Genomic DNA, 18,001 nt, shown 5'->3' with positions numbered 1-18,001 from the left:
CCCATGGAATTCTCGTGCGAACTCCGGGGAGTCCGGAAACAGTACGACGGCCACCCCGTCCTGGAAGACTTCGACCTCAGCATCGAGGCCGGCGAATTCACCGCGCTGACCGGCGCGAGCGGAGCCGGGAAGTTGACCGTGCTGAACCTGCTCGGCCTGCTGGAAGCGCCGGACGCCGGTGAGGTCCGCCTCTTCGGCGAGCACGCGCCCCGGCCGCGCTCGCGGGCGGCGAACCTCTTGCGCCGCAACCGGTTGGGCTACCTGTTCCAGAATTTCGCGCTCATCGACAGCGAGACCGTCTCGGCCAACCTAGAGGTCGCGCTCACCTACGCGAAGCGCGGAACCCCGAAGCCGGACCGCATCACGGACGCGCTCGCCCAGGTCGGGCTGCGCCGGGCGGAGCGCCGGAAGATCCACTCGCTCTCCGGCGGCGAACAGCAACGCGTCGCCGTGGCGCGGCTCCTGCTGAAACCCTGCGACCTGATCCTGGCGGACGAACCGACCGGCTCGCTCGACGCCCGCAACCGCGACCGTGTGCTCGATCTCCTGCAGAAGCTGAACGAGGCGGGCAAGACGGTCGTGGTGGCGACGCACGACGCGGCGGTGGCCGAGCGGTGTTCCCGGGTGGTGGATCTTTCCGGGCACGGGGTGGTGTCGGTCGGTCATTGAAGCCGGAGCATGCGCTGGGTGCCCGGGGCGCGGCCCAGTTCGTCGATCGGGGGCAGAATCTCTGAGGAGTCCGCGCATACGCTGCGGATCACGTCGGCGACTCGCAGGAGCAGGCCGAGCCGGGGGTGGTGCGGTGGCCAGGCGATGCCGATTTCCCGGGGTGAGACGATCTCGCTGAGGGAGAACCGCGTGACGCCGGGCTGCCGCTGGCCCAGCGCCAGCTGCGGCACGATCGAATACCCGACCCCGGCCGCGACCAGGGGTTCGACGACGTGGATCTTGTCGGTGCCGAAGACCCAGTTCGGTTCGATGCCCTGGCGGCGGAGTTCGGCGGCGACCTCGAGCTGTTCGCTGGTCAGGCACACCATCGGGAGGCCTCGCAGGTCCGCCGGGCGGATGCGGGCGACCGAGGTCAGCGGGGTTTCCCGGGGCGCGAGCAGGATGAACGGGTCGCTGAACAGCTCCAGCCCGTGTGCCTCGCCGCTTTGCAGCGGGAAGATCACGAACGCGATGTCGATTTCGCCGAACCGCAGTAGTTCCTGCAGGCGGACGTCGTCGTCGACCTCGATGGGCTTGATCCGGCACGGCAGGTGCTGGGTGCGCATCGCGGCCAGCACCAGCGGCATCACCCGCACGGCGACGCTGGAGAACACGCCGATCCGGACGGTCGGCTCGCGGCCGTCCCGCATGTCCTGGATGTGCCTGGTCGCGGTGCGCAGGATGACCTGCACCTGTTCGGCGGCGTTGACCAGCGCGGCGCCCGCGTCGGTGAGCCGCACCTGCCGCTGCCCGGACATCCGGCGGACCAGCACGACGCCGAGCCGCCGTTCGATCGAGGCGATGCGCTGGCTCACCGCGGGCTGGCTGCAGCCGAGCGCCACCGCGGCGGCCGCGAACGACCCCTCGTTGGCGACCGCGTACAGCGCTCTCAGTTGCAGCAGGGTGAGCCGGCCGCCGTCCGACCAGATGGCGTCCAGGGAAACCCGGCCGAGCCGGTTCCGTCGTTCCACACCGATCACGGACTGACCTCCTTGCTGAGGCGTTCCCGTCGCGCACCGGGAAACTCGGTCATGTCGTGCCGCCGGCGAGGCAGAACGCGGCGGCCAGGTCGATGGTGCTGGCCAGGTCGGCGAGGTCGGCCACCTCGCCGGAGCTGTGCATGTGCCGGAGGGGGATGTTGAGGACGCCGCACCGGATACCAGCCGAGACGGCGGCCATCGCGTCGGCGTCGGAGCCGCTTTCGTCGCCGTACGCTTCGATGGTGTACGGGATTCCGTGCTCCTTGGCCAACGTGCGCAGGCAGCGCGCCATGCGTTCGTCGGTGACCGCGCCGCGGCCGATCGCCGGTCCGGAGCCGAGCCGGTGGTCGCCGGTCCGGTGCTCGATGCCGTCCTCCGGGATGTCGCTGGCGAACGTGGTGTCCACCGCGAGCGCGAAATCCGGTTTCGTCGCGTAGACCGCGCCCATCGCGCCGTGGTAGCTCGTTTCCTCGCGCACGCTCGCCACCGCGGAGATCTCCGCGGTGACCTGTGCCGCGGCGGCCGCGCGAGCCGCTTCGAGCACGGCCAGCGCGCCGAGCCGGTTGTCCAGCGCCGGCGCGGCGATCCGGCCGTTGCGCAGCCGGACCGGAGGCGCGCCGAACACCACCGGGTCGCCGACGGTGACCGCCGATTCCGCGTCGGCCCGGCCGGTGGCGCCGATGTCGATCCACAGGTCGGCCATTTTCGGCGACGAATCCTGGGTGTTCAGGTGCGGCGGCGCGGTTCCGATCACGCCGGGCACGCGGCCGTTCTCGGTGAGGACCACGACGTGCTGGCCGTACAGGATCGCGGCGTCCCAGCAGCCGATGCTGACTGCCCACAGCCGCCCGGCGTCGTCGATGTGGCTGACGCTCAGCCCGATTTCGTCGATGTGCCCGATCAGCGTGATCCGCGGGGTGCCGCCCGGGTTCACGACCGCGTGCCCGCTGCCGAGCGGGTCGACGCGCACGTCCGCGAATTCCCCGGCCGCCTCCAGCCAGGCGCGCACCGGTTCTTCCTCGTAGCCGGAGGGCCCGCGCGCGGCGAGCAGCAGCAGGAGACGTCGGCGCAACGCGGCGGCGTCCGGTGCGTAGAGCGAGGAACCGTCGGGGTTCGGCATGCCACTCCTTTGCGGGACAGGGGTTTTCCGGGACGGGTCAGCGCAGCCAGGCGACGCCGGGCAGGAACCCGAACTGGGCGCTGAACTGGTAATTGCCGAGCCGCGCCGAGGTGAAATCAATCCACTTCGGCACGTACATGGAGACCCACGGGGCCTGGTCGGTGACCGCGCGGTCGACCTCGGCCCACACCGCGTTCGCCGCTTCCGGGTCGGTGTTGGCCAGCCGCGCGGCGTCGGCCATCCGGGCGTCGACGGCCGGATCGCAGAAGCCGCCGATGTTGGGGCTCGCGTCCGAATTCGGCACGAACGCGGCGCACGAGGTGAGCACTTTCAGGAAATCGCTCGGGGCCGGATAGTCCTGCGACCAGTCGGTCAGGGCGGCTTCGACGCGGTTTCCGGAATTCTGGACGAACGGGTACTGCAATCCTTCGTCCATCGGTTTCAGCGTCGCATGGTAGCCGAGATCGGTCAGTAAAGTTTGCATGTATTCGCCCATCGCGATGTGCATCCGGTTGTTTCCGGGCACCACCGAAACCGCGGCTCCGGCGGTGCCGGATTCCGCGACGAGCCGTTTCGCTTTCGCGAGGTCGGGCCCGCGCCACGGCCCGAACCCGTCCGGCCCCGGGTCGATCGTCCACGGGCAGTACTGCCGGTAGCCGGGGATGTTCGGCACCAGCACCTGGCACGTCGTGGTCGCCAGTCCGGGGCCGCCCGCCTGCAGGATCGCCGAATTCCGGTCGAACGCGTAATTCAGCGCCTGTCTGGCCTTGAGGTTGTCGAACGGCGGAATCCGGGTGTTCAGCGCCCAGTACCAGACGTGCCCGAGCTGGTCGAGATGCAATTGGCCCGGATGGTTGACGCTGATCTCGGTGAGCCGGTCCGGCGGCGGCTGGTCGACCGCGAGATCGGCCTGCCCGTTGATCACCGCGGTGATCTGGTCGGTCGGTTCGAGGCCGAATTTCTGCACGATCTGGTCCGGATATCCCTCCGGCGCGGCGAGCGGCAACCACGAGCGGAAATACGGATTGCGTTTCAGCACGACCCGGTCGGTCGGATCGTAACTCGCCCAGTAATACGGGCCGGTTGAACGCAGTTTCGTGACGTCCGAGCCGACGTCGGCGGGCGGCGTGTCCGCGGGCAGGATCGACGCCAGTGGCTGGCCGAGTTGTTGCGGCAGTTCGGGATCCGGTTCGGTCAGGGTGAAGGTGAGCTTGTTGGTCGCCTCGTCGATCGCGATGCCCTTCGACAGATCGCAGGTTTCCGGCGTGTCCAGGCAGTCCTTGGCGCCAGCGATGACGTCGAACTGCGAGGACGTCGTCGGGCCGTGCACCTTGAACATCCGCTCGAAGGACGCTTTGACGTCTTTAGGCCGGAGTTCTCGGCCGTCGCTGAACCGGATGCCGGAGCGCAGCGTGAATGTCCACTTGAGACCGCCGTCGGTGGGCTTCGGGATTTCGGTGACGAGATCCGGGGCGACGTGCTGCCCGGTGTCCGGCCCGGATTTGGTGAACGCGGTCAGGCCGTCGTAAGTCGCGGTGAAGAGCGTCCAGGACGACGTCGAGAAGTTGACCATCGGATCGGCGGTGCCGATGTTGCCCGACGACAGCAAAACCTCGATCCCGCCCTGGTGCCCGCTGTCGCCGGGGGCGACCGACGTCAGGTCCAGCGTGTCGTCCACCGCGCAGCCGGTCGCGCCGAGCAGCACCCACGCCGCGAGCACGGCTTTGCGGTTCACCGGTGCGTCCTCTCGCCGTCGACCGGCGGCAGGATCTCCGCCGGCCGCGCGCACACCCGCTGGATGATGTCGATGACCCCGCGGATGAACGCCAGCCTCGGGTGATAGCGCCGCCAGGCGATGCCGACGGTCCGCGCCGGGACGATGCCGGCGAGCGAAACCCTTCGCACGCCGGGAATCCGGCCGCCGAGGGTGAGCCGGGGCACGGCCCCGTACCCGAGGCCGGCCGCGACCATCGCCTCGACGGCGTGGTTGGTTTCCATCTCCAGCACCCAGTTCAGCTCGGCGCCGGCGGACGCGGCCCAGGCTTCCATCGGATCCAGCTGGCCGCGCAGGCCGATCAGCGGCAGCCCGGCGATCCGGCCGGGGGAGACCGGGCCGGCGTCCGGCGGCACGAGCAGCACGAACGGGTCGGTGAGGAGTTCGGCGGTGTGCAGGGCCGGGTCGGTGAGCGGCAGCTTCACGAAGGCGAGGTCGATGTCCCCGTTGCGCACCAGCCGGGACACCTCGGTCTGCTGGTCCAGTTCCATCAGCTCGATCCGGTAGTCGACCGGCTGCCTCCGCAGCAGCGCCATCATCGGCGGGATCACCCGTTCGCTCGCGCTGGTGAACAAGCCGATCCGGACGGTCGCGTTCAGCCCCTTGCGGATCGTCTCCACCTGGCTGACCGCGGCCGAGAGGATCCCGCCGACCTGCTCCGCGGCGGCGAGCAGGGTGTCGCCCGCCTCGGTGAGCGAAACCCGGCGCTGCTGGCGGGATCTGTGCACCAGCAGGACGCCGAGCCCGCGTTCGAGGCTCGCGACGCGCTGGCTCACCGCCGACTGGGTGCAGCCGAGTGCGGTTGCCGCGCCGGCGAACGAGCCGGTCGCGGAGATCGCGATCAATGCGGCGAGTTGCGGCAGGGTGGGGCGGGCGGATTGGTCGGTGTCGGCGCTAGTCATCGCGAGCGGCCTTCGGTTTGGCGGGGGCCAGCGGGGTCGCTGGTTGGAGCGGGTGGTGGCAGGCGACTTCGTGGCCCGCGCGTTCGCGGTTCAGCGCGGGTTCCGTCGTGCGGCAGACGCTGGTGGCGCGCGGGCAGCGCGGGTGAAAACGGCAGCCGCTCGGCGGGGCGAGCGGGCTGGGCACGTCCCCGGCCAGCGTGGTGTCCCGCCAGTCCGCGCCCGCCGCCGGATCCGGGATCGGCACCGACGCCAGCAGCGCCGCGGTGTAGGGATGTCGCGGCGCCGCGAAGATCTCCCGGACCGGCGCCTGTTCGACGATCCGGCCGAGATACATCACCGCGACCCGGTCGGAGGTGTGCCGGACGACGCCGAGGTCGTGCGCGATGAACACGTAGGTGAGGCCGAGGCGTTCCTTGAGATCGTCGAACAGGTTCAGGATCTGCGCCTGCACCGAAACGTCCAGCGCGGACACCGGTTCGTCGGCGACGACCACGCGCGGCCGCAGCGCCAGCGCCCGCGCGATCACCGCGCGCTGCCGCTGCCCGCCGGACAGTTCGTGCGGGAACCGGTCGGCGAGTTCGGCGGAAAGCCCGGTCAGAACCAGGAGTTCGGCGATGTCCGCGCGGGTCGCGGGCCGCCGGTGCACGCGCAGCGGTTCGGCGACCGAATCGCCGATCCGGCGGCGTGGATTGAGACTGGCGTACGGGTCTTGGAAGATCATCTGTACCGAGCGGCGCACTGGGCGCAAGCCGCGGCGGCCGGTTCGGGTGATGTCGTTGCCGTCGAACACGATTGACCCGCTGTTGGGCTGGTACAGGCGGACGAGGCAGCGGCCGAGGGTGGACTTGCCGCAGCCGGATTCGCCGACGAGACCGAGTGTTTCACCGTGGCGCACGGACAGGGAGACTCCGTCGACGGCGCGCAGCCGGGCGCGGCGGACGGGGAACCACTTGACCAGGTCGGTGGTGCTGAGCAGGGCAGGCATCAGGCCGTCCTCTTTCCGTCCGGCAGCTGCGCCTGCCGCACCAGACAAGCGTCGAAATGCTCCGCGGCCGACGGCAGCAGAACCGGCCGCTGCTGTACGCACATCGCCTCCGCAGACGGGCACCGCGGCGCGAACGCACAGCCCGGCCCGACGTCGGCGGCCAGCGGCGGCAGGCCTTCGATCGAGGGCAGCCGGGCGGGCCGGGGCGCGTCCAGCCGGGGAATCGAGCCGAGCAGCCCGACGGTGTAGGGATGCCGCGGCCGGGCGAACAGCTGCGCGGTCGGGGCCCGCTCGACGATCCGCCCGGCGTACATCACCTGCACCCGCGACGCGATCCCGGCCAGCACGCCGAGATCGTGCGTGATCAGGATGACGCTGGTGCCGGTCCGGGCGCTGAGGTCGCGGACGAGGCGCAGGATCTGCGCCTGTACCGAGACGTCCAGCGCGGTGGTCGGCTCGTCGGCGATCAGGATGTCGGGGTCGCAGGACAACGCCATCGCGATCATTACCCGCTGCCGCATGCCGCCGGAGAACTGGTGCGGATAGTCCCGCGCCCTGGCCTCCGGGCCCGGAATGCCGACCAGGTCGAGCAGTTCGACCGCGCGGCGGCGGGCGGCCCGCGCGGTCGTCCGGCGGTGCTGGCGGATCTGCTCGGCGATCTGCCAGCCCACCCGGTACACCGGGTTCAGCGACGTCATCGGATCCTGGAAGATCATCGCGATCTTCTCGCCCCGGTAGGCGCGCATCCGCTTCGGCGGCAACGCGAGGAGGTCCTGGCCGTCGAAGAAGACCCGGCCGCGGACGATCGCGTTGTCGCCGCGGATCAGCCCGAGCAACGCGAGCATGGCGACCGACTTGCCGGAGCCGGATTCGCCGACCACGCCGAGGGTTTCGCCCGCCGGCAGCTCGAACGACACGTCGTCCACCACCCGCACCAGGCCGCCCGGCGTGCGGAACTCGACGGTGAGGCCTTCCGCGATCAAGGTCGTCATCGCACTCGGATCCTCGGGTCGAGCGCCGCGTACCCGAGGTCGACCAGGAGGTTCACGAGCACGACGGCGAACGCGCCGTAGAGCGTGACCGCCATCAGCACCGGCAGGTCGAAGCGGCTGAGCGAATGGAAGGTCAGGTTGCCGACCCCGGGCAGGCCGAACACCTGCTCGGTGAGCACCGCGGCCCCGCCGAGCATGGCCCCGAGGTCGAGGCCGAACAGGCTGACGAACGGGATCAGCGAATTCCGCAGCACGTGCCGCAGCAGCACCCGGGATTCGGAAAGCCCCTTCGCCCGGGCGGTGAGCACGAAATCGGACCGGTCGACGTCGATCAGATCGGCCCGCAGCACGCGCGCGTAGAGCCCGGCAGTGCCGATCGCCAGCGTGATCCACGGGAACAACAGCTGCCCGAACCACTTCAGCGGGTTGACGTTGATCGGCGTGTAGCCGAGTTCCGGCAGCCAGCTGAACACACTGTGGTGCAAGGTGCCTTGGGTGAGTAGGTTGATGACGCCGCCGAGCCAGTACACCGGCAGCGACATGCCGAGCAGGCCGAGGCCCATCAGCAGCGGGTCCAGCGCCCGGCCGCGGAAGACCGCGGCGAGCGTGCCCGCGCCGAGCGCGAGCAGCACCCAGATCACCGCCGCCCCGCCGACCAGCGACAGGGTGACCGGGATCGTCTTGGCCACCCGGGAAAGCACCGGGCCGCGATCGGTGTAGGAAACCAGGTCCCGGTCGACGACCAGGCGCTTCATCATCTCGAAGTACTGCGCCGGCAACGGTTTGTCGAGGCCGAAGTCGGCCCGGATCTGCGCGATCACCTGTGGCGTCGCCTGTTTGCCCGCCATCTGCCGGGCCGGGTCGACGCCCGGGGTCTTGAAGAAGATCAGGAACACCAGGACGCTCACCGCGATCAGCACCCCGGCGGCGGAGAACAGCCGGCGCACCGCGTAGCCGATCACCGGGCACGCATCCGCAGCTCGGCCTTCGGGTCGAAGGCGTCCCGGATCGCGTCGCCGAGGATGTTCAGCACGCATACGGTGATCGCGAGCAGCGCGCCGGGCACGATCGCCATCAGCGGCCGGTTGCGCAGCAGCTGCGTGCCGTCCTCGATGATCGTGCCCCAGCTCGCGGCGGGCGGATGCACGCCGATGCCGAGGAAGGACAGCCCGGACTCCAGCAGCATCGCGGTCGCCGTCATCAGCGGGAACAGCACGAGCACCCGGGACAGCACGTTCGGCAGGATTTCCCGGCGGATGATCCGGCCGTGCCCGGCACCGTAGGACGTTGCCGCGCCGACGTAGTCCGCGGCGCGCACGGACAGCACCGCGCCGCGCACCGGCCGGGCGACATAAGGCACGTACACCACCCCGATAATCAGGACCGGTAGCGCGAGGCTGCCGGAACTGACCCGGACGAAGCCGAAGCTGATCCCGGACGCGAAGCTGATCGCCGAAATCGAGATCGCCAGCAGCAGCACCGGAAACGCCCACACGACGTCGAGAATCCTGGACAGCACGCCATCGACGACGCCCCCGGCGTACCCCGCGATCAGCCCGACCACCAGGCCTCCGGCGCACGCGACCAGCCCGGCGAGCACCCCGATCACCAGGGTGTTCCGGCCGCCGTACAGGATCCGCGCGGCGACGTCGCGGCCGTCCCCGTCCGCGCCGAGCAGGAAATGCGCCTGCCCGGTCGGCCCGATCGGCAGTACGCCGACGCCTTGCGCCGCAGGCTGCAGCAGCGGGACCACGCGGCCGTCGGCGAGCACGGTGGTGCCGACCGGATCGGCCACGAACGGATCGGTGCCGGACACGTGACTGGCGTACAGCGGCGCGAGCAGGCACAGCGCGACGACCAGGGCGAGGATCGCCGCCGACGTCACGACCCGGGGACTGCGGCACAGCGCCCGGAGCCCGCGCCGCCACGGCCCGTACTCCGGTTCTGATCGGGCACCGGTGGCGGCAGGCAGTGCGGAATGGGGCTCGGACACCTGGCCACCCCCCTCGGATTAGCCGTACTGTCGGCAAAAACTAGAGAAGGTTCCGGTTTTCCGGCAAGAAGACCGGCATCGCATTCGATAAGATGGGCTAATGGGGCGGAGGTCCGTGAAGGACTCCTTGAGGGAATCTGATTCCCTCAAGGAGTCCTTCACTGACGACCGGCCCCGCTCGGCCCGCAGAGAGTGGTGCCAGGCGCTGGTCAGCCCCTTTGGTCTGGGCGGGCGAGCGTCGGCCGCAGCCACAGCGCCGCCGCAAGTCCCTGGCGTTGATCTCTAGGTCACTGCCAGGGAACTTACGGCGGCGCTATGAGTGCGGCCGAGGCGTGTCCACCCAGGCTGAAACGGCTGGCGGACCGGGTTGGCTCGCGTCGCGGCCGATGCGGGCGACGGGAGCTGAGCGTGTCGTCCGTGAGGGACACCCTGAGGGAATCTGATTCCCTCAGGGTGCCCCTCACGGACTTGAAGAAACGGGCATAATGGAGCTGATCGGGCATTTCGACGACGAATGGGTCCTTTGTGGACGGTTGGCAGGCTGAGGCCACCCGGCTTAAGGCCCTGGCATGGACTCTGAGTCTGTGAAGGTTCCCCGCACGGACCGCGAACGTCAGCGCGCCGAACGGAACACTTTGCGGTAAGCGCCGGGCGTGACGCCGACGACCTGCCCGAATTGGGCGCGGAAGTTGCTCGTCGTGGGGAATCCGGTCTGCGCGGCGATCCGGTCGACGGTGTGGTCGGTGGTTTCGAGCAGTTCCTGCGCGTGCCGGAGGCGCACCCCGGCCACCCACTGCATGGGGCTTTGCCCGGTTTCGTCCTTGAATCGCCTGGTCAGCGTGCGCACGCTCAGCCCGGCCGCGTCGGCGAGGTCGGCGAGCGAGAGGTCCCGGTACGCGTTCTCCTCGATCCACGGCAGCACCTGGTCGAGCGTGGTCGGACGGCTGGGCGCGCGATTGCGGACGATGTACTGCGCTTGCCCGCCGGGCCGGTGCAATGGCGCGACGGCGAGCCGGGCGGCATCGGCCGCGACTGCGGTTCCGTAATCATTCCGGACGAGGTGCAGGCACAGATCAATTCCGGCCACCGCGCCCGCGGAGGTGAGGATTTTCCCGTTATCGGTGTAAAGCACGTCGGGATTCAAGCGAACGGCCGGGTATTTCCGCGCGAATTCGTCGGCGGAGAGCCAATGTGTCGTCGCGTCCCGGCCGTCGAGCAATCCCGCTTCGGCGAGTGTGAATGCCCCGACGCAGATCGACGCGATCCGAGTCCCGCGTTCCGCGGCGGATCGCAACGCATCGAGGACTTCCGGCGGGGTCGGTTCCAGCGGGTTGTTCCGCCCGGGCACGACGATGAGGTCGGCCCGCTGGAGCGCGTCCAGCCCCTCGTCGATCGCCAGCCGCAGCGGCCCCGCTTGGACCGAGCGCTCCGGACCGGCGACGACGGTCCGGTACCCCGGGCGGCCGTCCGGGAGCCGCACGCGCCCGAAGGTCTCGATGGGCGTGGCCAGATCAAAGGCAATCGCATCCGGGAGCGCGAGCACCGCTGTGGTGTACATCGCTGCAGGATAAGCTATCCGTGATGTGGCCAGATATCGGCGAAAGCTGTCCATATCGCCATTGTGTTGATCATCGCGGGTGGCCTTCGATGGACGAAAGCGTCCAGTGAAAGGAGCCGCCCATGCTGCGGGCCCAGTTCGTGCTCTTCGACGGGTTCGACCCGCTCGACGTCATCGCGCCCTTCGAGGTGCTGACGGCCGGAAGCGACTTCCTCGGCGGTTCGCTCGCGGTGGAACTCGTGAGCGCCGATGGCCCCGGCGTCGTGCGCTCCGGCATCCCCGGCCTCACCCTGACCGCGACCTCCGCATTCGACCCGGATGCCCTCGGCTACGTCCTCGTCCCGGGCGCGGCCGGCCCGTTCGAGGGCGACGAGAGCATCCCGGTCCTGTTGTCGCGCTTCGCCTCGGGTGCGGCGATGCCGTTAATGCGGCGCGCGTTCGACAATGCCGACAGCACGGTCGTGACTGTCTGCGGCGGTTCGCTGGCGCTGGCGATGGCGGGTCTGCTCGAAGGCCGGACCGCGACCACGCATGCGTTTGGCGTCGACCGGCTCGGTGCCGCTGGCGTGAACGCCGTCCGCGCCCGCGTCGTGGACGACGGCGACCTCATCAGCGGCGGGGGCGTTACTTCAGGCCTCGATGTGGCGCTTTACGTGCTGGAGCGGGATTTCGGTTCGCAGACCGCGCATGCCGTCGAGGAGCTTTTCGAGTATGAGCGGCGCGGCACTACTTGGAAAGCTTTGGCTGCTCAATCGTGAAAGGGAAGGGTATGCACATCATTGCCAGCGTGATCGGGGAGCGAGTCAGCGCGTGAATGCTTTCCTGCTGTCGATCCATGTTCTAGCGGCCATTCTGGCGATCGGCCCGGTTGCCGTCGCCGCGAGCATGTTCCCGAGCGCCGCCCGGTCCGAAAAGGTTGGCCCGCTGGAGGTTCTCCACCGCACGACCCGGGTCTACGCCGCGATCGGGGTGCTGGTCCCGGTCTTCGGCATCGCGACCGGCGCGAGCATGGGCGTGCTGGGGGACACGTGGCTGATTGTCTCGCTGATCCTTACCGTTGTGGCCGCAGCCATTCTTATTGCTTTTATCCTGCCCGGCCAGAAACGCATTGTCGACGCGCGCGGATCCGACCGCCGAGTGGCGGCCCGGCTGGCAATGCTGACCGGAATCTTCAACCTGCTCTGGGCGGTGGTGGTCGTTTTGATGATCTACCGCCCTGGCTCGACGACGGGGGTCGGGTTGTGAGCCCGCGGCGGGTTTTGGAGATCATTGGTGCGGTGGAGTTGGTTACGCTGGTGTTGATGCTGGGAAATGTGGCGACTGTGCATCTGCCGGAGGTTTCGCGGGTGCTCGGCCCGGTGCACGGACTGGCTTACACGGCAACGGTGATCGCGGCGGTGCTCCTGATGGGCGGCCGTCACCGGGTGTGGCTGCTGGCCCTGATCCCGGGAATCGGCGGCCTTCTGGCGGCGCGGGCCGCTTCTCCGGAACGAGCGGAACGGTAGCCCCTGCGCCTATCCCGCATCGAGAAGATCCGGCATCCCCCGCAACTGCCGCCGCGAGGTAATCCCCAGCTTCCGGAAGATGTTCCGCAAATGCGCGTCCACCGTCCGCGGGCTGAGGAACAGCCGCGTAGCCACCTCCTTCGACGTGGCCCCCGCCGCGACCTCCCGGGCGATGTGCATTTCCTGCATCGTCAACCGGTCATACGTGTGCTCCGACCGGCTGCGCGCCACCTCCCCGGTCGCGCGCAGCTCGTCGGCGGCCCGTTGGGTGAACGCTTCCATCCCGATCTTCGACAGCTGCTCATGCGCGGTACGCAGCTGCTCCCGTGCATCCCGGCGACGGCCCGCGCGGCGCAGCCACTCCCCGTACCGCAGGTGGGCCCGCGCGATCTGCACGGTAAGCGGGCTGTCCGCCAGATGCGAGAGCGCCGCGACGTAGTCCTCTTCCGTGTCGTTGACCATCGCCCGCGCACCGGCCGCGAGTCCGAGTGCGAAGTCGGTGCCAGCTGGTTCCGTGCGTTCGAGCAGCGACGTCAGAGCCGACCGGGCGACCGCGTCCTCTCCGCAGCGGACGGCGGCTTCGATCTGTTCCGGCAGCGCGATGCCAGTCAGGAAGAGATCGCCGCTCGCTACCGCGTGGGTTGCGGCGGTCAAGGCGGCCGGGTAGTCGCCGAGGCCGTTGTACAGCACGGACGTCGCCCAGTAGGCGTTCGCGGTCAGCTGGCCGGTCTGTCGGCGCGTGACCTCGGCGAACAGGTCGAGTACCTCCTGCCGGCGCCCGCGCATCGCCGCCAGATGCACCCTCGGGTAGAGCTGCGGCGGGTCGCCGAGGGCGTCGGCGATCGCTTCCTCCTCGGCGATCGCGGCCATCGCTTGGCCGAAGTTCCCGGTGAAGACCGCGTACATCGCCTCTTGCGAGCGGCCGAGCCGCAACGTCATCGGCGATCCCGTGGACTGTCCAGTCTTCGCCAGCCAGTCGACGATCGTCCGGTGCAGGTCGAGGTCCCACAGTTCGCCTGCGAGCACGGTGGCCAGCGCGGGGGTGCGCGTCCAGCCCGCGTCGTCGCCGGTCAGGACCTCCCGGATGGCGGGCAGCCCGGCGCGGTGTCCTTCGGTGGTCAGGCGCACTAGGGCGGAGAGGAGATCCGGCGGCCCGGCCGGGGGAGCGGCGGCGAGCACCCGGTCCAGTACTCCGGCGGCCCGGCCGACGACGAGTCCCATCTCCACCGCGGCCACCAGGAACTCCCGTGACCGTTCCGGATCGCTGGAGGCGAGTCGCTGCGCGGCCTGCAGGATGAGTTCCGGACCGGTCTTGCCCGCGCCCTGGACGAAGGCGATCTGCCCGCGCAGCAGGTCGGCCGAGGCGTGCTGGGCGACCTCCAGCACCGACGTGTCGATGCTGGTCACCAGGTCTGCCGCGGCTTCGGACCGGCCGGCCGCGAGCGTCGCCCGCGCGGCGGCGAGAGTGCGTTCGACCTGCTTGCCCGGGTCGAGGGACAGCGCGGCGGCACGTTCGAGGAATGCGGCGGCGGCCGCGACGCCGCCACGGGCTTCCGCGCGGGACGCCGACAGTTCCAGCTCCGCCGCGACCTCTTCGTCCGGTCCGGCGGTGGCCTGTGCGCGGTGCCAGGCCCGCCGGTCGCCGGCGGTAACCGGGTCGGTGGCGTCGGCCAGCGCCCGATGCGCCGTCCGCCGCTGGGCAGGCTCCGCGGCCCGGTAGGCGGCCGAGCGGGCGAGCGGATGGCTGAAGCGCGCCCGTGTGTCGAAGACGATCAGCCCGGACGCTTCGGCGGCGGCGCTCGCGGCGGGTACGTCGAGGTCGAGCTCCCGCGCGGCCGCCCACAGCACGGCCGGGTCGCCGGTCGGTTCGGCGCTCGCGAGGATCAGCAGCAGCCGCGCGTCCGGGGGCAGTTCCGCCATCCGCGTGCGAAAACTCCGCTCGATCCGGCTCGCGATCGGCGACGGGGCCGGCGGCGCGAAACCGCCCGCTTTCGGCAGCTCGATCAGCGCCAGCGGGTTGCCGCGCGCCTCGGCGAGCAGGCGGTCGCGCACCCGCTCGTCCAGCGTCACGGTCTTCTCCTCGGCCAGCAGGACGCGCGCCTCCGCGTCGCTCAGGCCGCCGACGGTCAGCCCGGGCAGCTCGTCCAGCCCGGGGACCGGCTCCTGGTCGCGGGCGGCGAACACCATCGCGATCGGCTCGGCCGAGATGCGCCTGGCCAGGAACGTCAACGCGCGCGCCGAGGCGGCGTCCAGCCAGTGCGCGTCGTCGATCACGCACAGCAGCGGACGTTCCGCGGCGGCGGTCGTCAGCAGGTCCAGCGCGGCGAGACTGACGCGGAACGGGTCCGGTGCGCCGTCGGCAAGGCCGAACGCGACCAGGAGGGCGTCGCGATAGAGCGTGTCGAGGTGCGCGAGCACTGGAACGCACAGCTGGTGCAGCGCGGCGAACGGCATCTCGCCCTCGAACTCCGACCCGGACGCCCGGATCAGCTGGAACCCTTCCGCCGCCTGTTCGACGTGGTCCAGCAGCGCGCTCTTGCCGATGCCCGGCTCGCCGCGCAGGACGAGCGCCCCGCCTTCGCCCCGTTCCGCCGCCCGGACCAGGGCGAGCAGGCGGTCGACCTCGTCGTGCCGGCCGACGAGGGAGCGGGAGGGCGTCGTGGGCATGGTCTGAACCTTAGAGCGGTAGGCGAAGTAGGTGAAAGTCACCGACGCGAACGATGTCCGGTTGGGGCGATTGTGGTGGCATGCCGACGGACAACACGACACTTGTCAAGCAGTTGCCCCGCAGCGTGGCGCTGGTGGGTTTGGCGACTGCCATGTTCCTGGTCATCCTCGACGCCTCGATGGTCAACCTCGCCGGGTCCGCGATCCGCCGCAGCCTCGGGCTGAGCGCCGCGGAACTCGCGGTCGTCGTCGACAGCTACCTGGTGACCTTCGCCGGGCTGCTGCTCCTCGGCGGACGGCTCGCCGACGTGCTCGGCGCCCGGAAGGTGTTCCTCGCCGGAATGGCGTGCTACCTCGCGGCGTCGGCGTTCTGCGCGCTGGCGGCCAACGGCGGGATGCTGATCGCCGGGCGGATCGGGCAGGGGATCGGGGCCGCGCTCCTGATGCCGTCCGCGCTCTCGCTCGTGCTCGGGCTCTACTCGACGCCCGCGGAACGCACCCGCGCGATGGGCATCTGGGGCGCGGTCGCGGGTGCGGGCAGCCTCATCGGCGTCTTTCTCGGCGGAACGCTGACCGAGGTGTTCGGCTGGCAGGCGGTGTTCGTCACCCCGGTGCCGTTCGGCGTCCTCGGGGTGCTCGTCGTGTGGCGTTCGGTGCCGCCGGTCGCGGGCAGGCCCGGCCGGTTCGACGCGGCGGGCGCCGTCACGATCACCGCCGGCATCTCCGGTCTCGCGCTGGGCATGGTCAGCGCCGCCGACGCCGGATGGAGCGCGCCCGGCACGATCATCGGTCTCGTCGTCGGCCTCGTCGCGCTGGCGGTGTTCGTGTCCGTCGAACGGCGTTCCGCCCGTCCGCTGGTCCCGCTCGGCGTGTTCCGCCGCAAGCCGGTGGTGACGGCGAACCTGGTGATGGTGCTGATCGGCGGCACCCTGACCAGCCTGTTCTTCTTCCTGCCGCAGTACCAGCAGGAAGTGCTCGGGATGAGCCCGCTCGCGACGGGGATGGCCCAGCTGCCGCTCGCGTTCATGATCATCGCGGGCAGCGCCGCCGCGCCGCTGCTGGCCAAGCGCGCTGGCCCGGCCCGGGCATTGTCGATCGCCCTCGCCGTGCTGCTCGCCGGCTTCGTGTGGCTGGCGCTGGACCCGACCACCAGCGGCTTCTCGGTCAGCCTGCTCGGCGCGTTCCTGCTGATCGGCACCGGGCTCGGGCTCGGCGCGGTCAACGCCACCGCGATGGCGGTCCGCGACAGCGCGGACGGCGAGTCCGGACTGCTCAGCGGGCTCGTCAACGCCGCACAGCAGCTCGGCGGCGCGGTCGGCCTCGCCGCGCTCGCCGGCATCGCCCTCACCGGCACCCACATCTCCTTCACCACCGCGTTCCTCGGCGAGGCCGCGTTCGTCCTCGTCGCTTTGACCCTGTCGCTGGTCGCCAAGACCCGCGGCACCCGCTGAAATCCGGAAAGGACAATCCACAATGAACACAGTGCTCGTCACCGGCGCGACCGGAACGGTCGGCTCCGCCCTGATCCCCGCTCTGCAAGCGCGTGGTGCGGCCGTCCGGGCGATGACCCGGGGCCGTTCTGTCGACGGTGCCGAGACCGTCGTCGCCGACCTGCAGGACCCGGCCGCGGTCGCCTCGGCGCTGAAGGGGGTCGACGCGGTCTTCCTCAACAGCCCCTCGGCACCGGACGCCGCGGAGTTGCAGATCCAGTTCGCGAACCTCGCCCGCGACGCCGGAGTCAGCCGGTTCGTGCTGCTCTCCCAATACGCGGCGCGTGCCGATTCGCCGGTGCGATTCCTGCGCTGGCACGCCGAAGTCGAAGCGCACGTCGAGAAAATCGGGCTCGACTACACCGTGCTCCGCCCCAACCTGTACCTGCAGGCGTTGCGCAGCTTCTCCGCCACCATCGCGCAGGGATTCTTCGCCGCGCCCATCGGCGACGCGGCCGTCAGCGCCATCGACACCCGGGACATCTCCGACGCCGCTGCTGCCGTGCTGACCAGCGGCGGACACACCGGCCGCACCTACACCCTGACTGGCCCGCGCGCCGTGACCCACTCCCAGATCGCCGAGGCACTCTCTGCGGCCACCGGGCGGGACATCGCCTTCCACGACGCGCCCGCCGAGCAGTTCGCCGCCGCGCTGACCGGATTCCTTCCGCCCTGGCAGGTCGAGGGGCTCATCGAGGACTACGCCCACTATGCCCGCGGCGAGGCCGCCGAGGTGCACACCGCCGTCGCCGACCTCACCGGACACCCCGCCCGCGACGTCACCGACTTCGCTCGCGACTACGCCGCCGACTTCGCTGCCTGAAAGGGAATTCCGATGATCTACCACTGCACCCGGTTCACCCTCAAGCCTTCGGTCACGCCGGAGGAACGAGCAGCTGCTCTCGCGAAAATGGGCGAGCACGAGTCCACGATCCCAGCCATCGTTTCGCGCGTCGTCGGCCCGGATTTCGGCGGGGAGTACGAGTACGGCGCGGTCACCGTGGTCGAGGACATCGAGGGCTACACCGAGTACATGAACCATCCGGTGCACCTGGACATGGACCGGATCGGGCTGCCGCTGGTCGACAAGTTCATGTCCTTCGACATCACCGACGATCCGGATCCGGAGATCGGCGCGAGGATCGCCGACGTCCACCGGCGCAGGTTCGAGAACGTGCCGGACATCGCGGAACTGGTCGCCGGGCTCCGCGAGTACACCGGCAGCGCCGCGCCCTCGGCGGGTTAATCGCTCGCGCCGGGCGAGGCCGTTCGCCTAGACTGAGGTCAGCTGCCGCCGTTCTGTGAAAGAGGGACATTGATCTTCTGA

Annotated in this window: 17 protein-coding genes; 7 read left to right on the top strand and 10 right to left on the bottom strand. The window is 70.1% G+C overall.

Annotated features, from left to right (window positions below; translation table 11 throughout):
• Positions 1-3: 3 nt before the first annotated feature.
• Complete coding sequence (locus ACFSVL_RS21975; RefSeq protein WP_378306976.1) at positions 4-669, top strand: putative bacteriocin export ABC transporter; 666 nt, start codon at positions 4-6, stop codon at positions 667-669.
• Here ACFSVL_RS21975 and ACFSVL_RS21970 read toward each other — a convergent pair.
• The 9 genes from ACFSVL_RS21970 to ACFSVL_RS21930 form a co-directional block, all read right to left on the bottom strand.
• Positions 663-1,688 (bottom strand): LysR family transcriptional regulator, encoded by a 1,026-nt coding sequence (locus ACFSVL_RS21970; RefSeq protein ID WP_378306974.1) that lies wholly within the window; start codon positions 1,686-1,688, stop codon positions 663-665. The two genes, ACFSVL_RS21975 and ACFSVL_RS21970, sit on opposite strands and share 7 nt — an antisense overlap.
• Positions 1,689-1,737: 49 nt before the next feature.
• On the bottom strand, positions 1,738-2,808 hold the full coding sequence (locus tag ACFSVL_RS21965; RefSeq protein ID WP_378306973.1) for a hypothetical protein: 1,071 nt from the start codon (positions 2,806-2,808) through the stop codon (positions 1,738-1,740).
• Positions 2,809-2,845: 37 nt separating this feature from the next.
• Positions 2,846-4,543: an ABC transporter substrate-binding protein gene (locus ACFSVL_RS21960; RefSeq protein ID WP_378306971.1), complete on the bottom strand. Its 1,698-nt coding sequence runs from the start codon at positions 4,541-4,543 to the stop codon at positions 2,846-2,848.
• Positions 4,540-5,484, bottom strand: coding sequence for a LysR family transcriptional regulator (locus ACFSVL_RS21955; RefSeq protein ID WP_378306969.1), 945 nt, complete (start codon positions 5,482-5,484; stop codon positions 4,540-4,542). The genes ACFSVL_RS21960 and ACFSVL_RS21955 overlap by 4 nt, the downstream gene beginning before the upstream one ends.
• The gene (locus tag ACFSVL_RS21950) at positions 5,477-6,469 is read right to left on the bottom strand and encodes an ABC transporter ATP-binding protein (RefSeq protein WP_378306967.1); all 993 of its coding nucleotides are present in this window, start codon (positions 6,467-6,469) and stop codon (positions 5,477-5,479) included. Before ACFSVL_RS21950 ends, ACFSVL_RS21955 begins: the two co-directional genes overlap by 8 nt.
• Positions 6,469-7,461 carry an ABC transporter ATP-binding protein gene (locus ACFSVL_RS21945; protein ID WP_378306965.1) on the bottom strand — a complete coding sequence of 331 codons (993 nt, stop codon included), beginning with the start codon at positions 7,459-7,461 and terminating at the stop codon, positions 6,469-6,471. The genes ACFSVL_RS21950 and ACFSVL_RS21945 overlap by 1 nt, the downstream gene beginning before the upstream one ends.
• Positions 7,458-8,423, bottom strand: a complete 966-nt coding sequence (locus ACFSVL_RS21940; RefSeq protein ID WP_378306963.1) for an ABC transporter permease — start codon at positions 8,421-8,423, stop codon at positions 7,458-7,460. Before ACFSVL_RS21940 ends, ACFSVL_RS21945 begins: the two co-directional genes overlap by 4 nt.
• Entirely contained in the window at positions 8,420-9,454 is a 1,035-nt protein-coding gene (locus tag ACFSVL_RS21935) for an ABC transporter permease (protein WP_378306961.1), read from the bottom strand. Before ACFSVL_RS21935 ends, ACFSVL_RS21940 begins: the two co-directional genes overlap by 4 nt.
• 613 nt (positions 9,455-10,067) lie before the next feature.
• Positions 10,068-11,012 carry a GlxA family transcriptional regulator gene (locus ACFSVL_RS21930; RefSeq protein ID WP_378306959.1) on the bottom strand — a complete coding sequence of 315 codons (945 nt, stop codon included), beginning with the start codon at positions 11,010-11,012 and terminating at the stop codon, positions 10,068-10,070.
• 122 nt (positions 11,013-11,134) lie between these two features.
• Here ACFSVL_RS21930 and ACFSVL_RS21925 point away from each other — a divergent pair, with 122 nt between their 5' ends.
• Genes ACFSVL_RS21925 through ACFSVL_RS21915 form a run of 3 tightly spaced genes read left to right on the top strand, consistent with a single transcriptional unit; the run spans position 11,135 to position 12,517 of the window.
• Positions 11,135-11,770 (top strand): DJ-1/PfpI family protein, encoded by a 636-nt coding sequence (locus ACFSVL_RS21925; RefSeq protein ID WP_378306957.1) that lies wholly within the window; start codon positions 11,135-11,137, stop codon positions 11,768-11,770.
• 52 nt (positions 11,771-11,822) lie between these two features.
• Positions 11,823-12,257, top strand: a complete 435-nt coding sequence (locus ACFSVL_RS21920; protein WP_378306955.1) for a hypothetical protein — start codon at positions 11,823-11,825, stop codon at positions 12,255-12,257.
• Positions 12,258-12,313: 56 nt separating this feature from the next.
• Positions 12,314-12,517: a hypothetical protein gene (locus ACFSVL_RS21915; protein ID WP_378306953.1), complete on the top strand. Its 204-nt coding sequence runs from the start codon at positions 12,314-12,316 to the stop codon at positions 12,515-12,517.
• A 9-nt stretch (positions 12,518-12,526) separates the two neighbouring features.
• Here ACFSVL_RS21915 and ACFSVL_RS21910 read toward each other — a convergent pair whose 3' ends face one another.
• On the bottom strand, positions 12,527-15,184 hold the full coding sequence (locus tag ACFSVL_RS21910; RefSeq protein WP_378306951.1) for an AAA family ATPase: 2,658 nt from the start codon (positions 15,182-15,184) through the stop codon (positions 12,527-12,529).
• An 80-nt stretch (positions 15,185-15,264) separates the two neighbouring features.
• Here ACFSVL_RS21910 and ACFSVL_RS21905 point away from each other — a divergent pair, with 80 nt between their 5' ends.
• The 3 genes from ACFSVL_RS21905 to ACFSVL_RS21895 are packed head-to-tail and all read left to right on the top strand — an operon-like array spanning position 15,265 to position 17,920.
• On the top strand, positions 15,265-16,635 hold the full coding sequence (locus tag ACFSVL_RS21905) for an MFS transporter (RefSeq protein ID WP_378306949.1): 1,371 nt from the start codon (positions 15,265-15,267) through the stop codon (positions 16,633-16,635).
• A gap of 22 nt (positions 16,636-16,657) precedes the next feature.
• Positions 16,658-17,497, top strand: coding sequence for an SDR family oxidoreductase (locus ACFSVL_RS21900; protein WP_378306947.1), 840 nt, complete (start codon positions 16,658-16,660; stop codon positions 17,495-17,497).
• 12 nt (positions 17,498-17,509) lie between these two features.
• Positions 17,510-17,920: a Dabb family protein gene (locus tag ACFSVL_RS21895; protein WP_378306946.1), complete on the top strand. Its 411-nt coding sequence runs from the start codon at positions 17,510-17,512 to the stop codon at positions 17,918-17,920.
• Positions 17,921-18,001: the final 81 nt, after the last annotated feature.

It is taken from the genome of Amycolatopsis silviterrae (genome assembly GCF_042684085.1).
In the GTDB taxonomy this organism is placed as follows: Bacteria; Actinomycetota; Actinomycetes; order Mycobacteriales; family Pseudonocardiaceae; genus Amycolatopsis; species Amycolatopsis silviterrae.
This window is presented reverse-complemented; position numbering and strand designations above follow the sequence as displayed.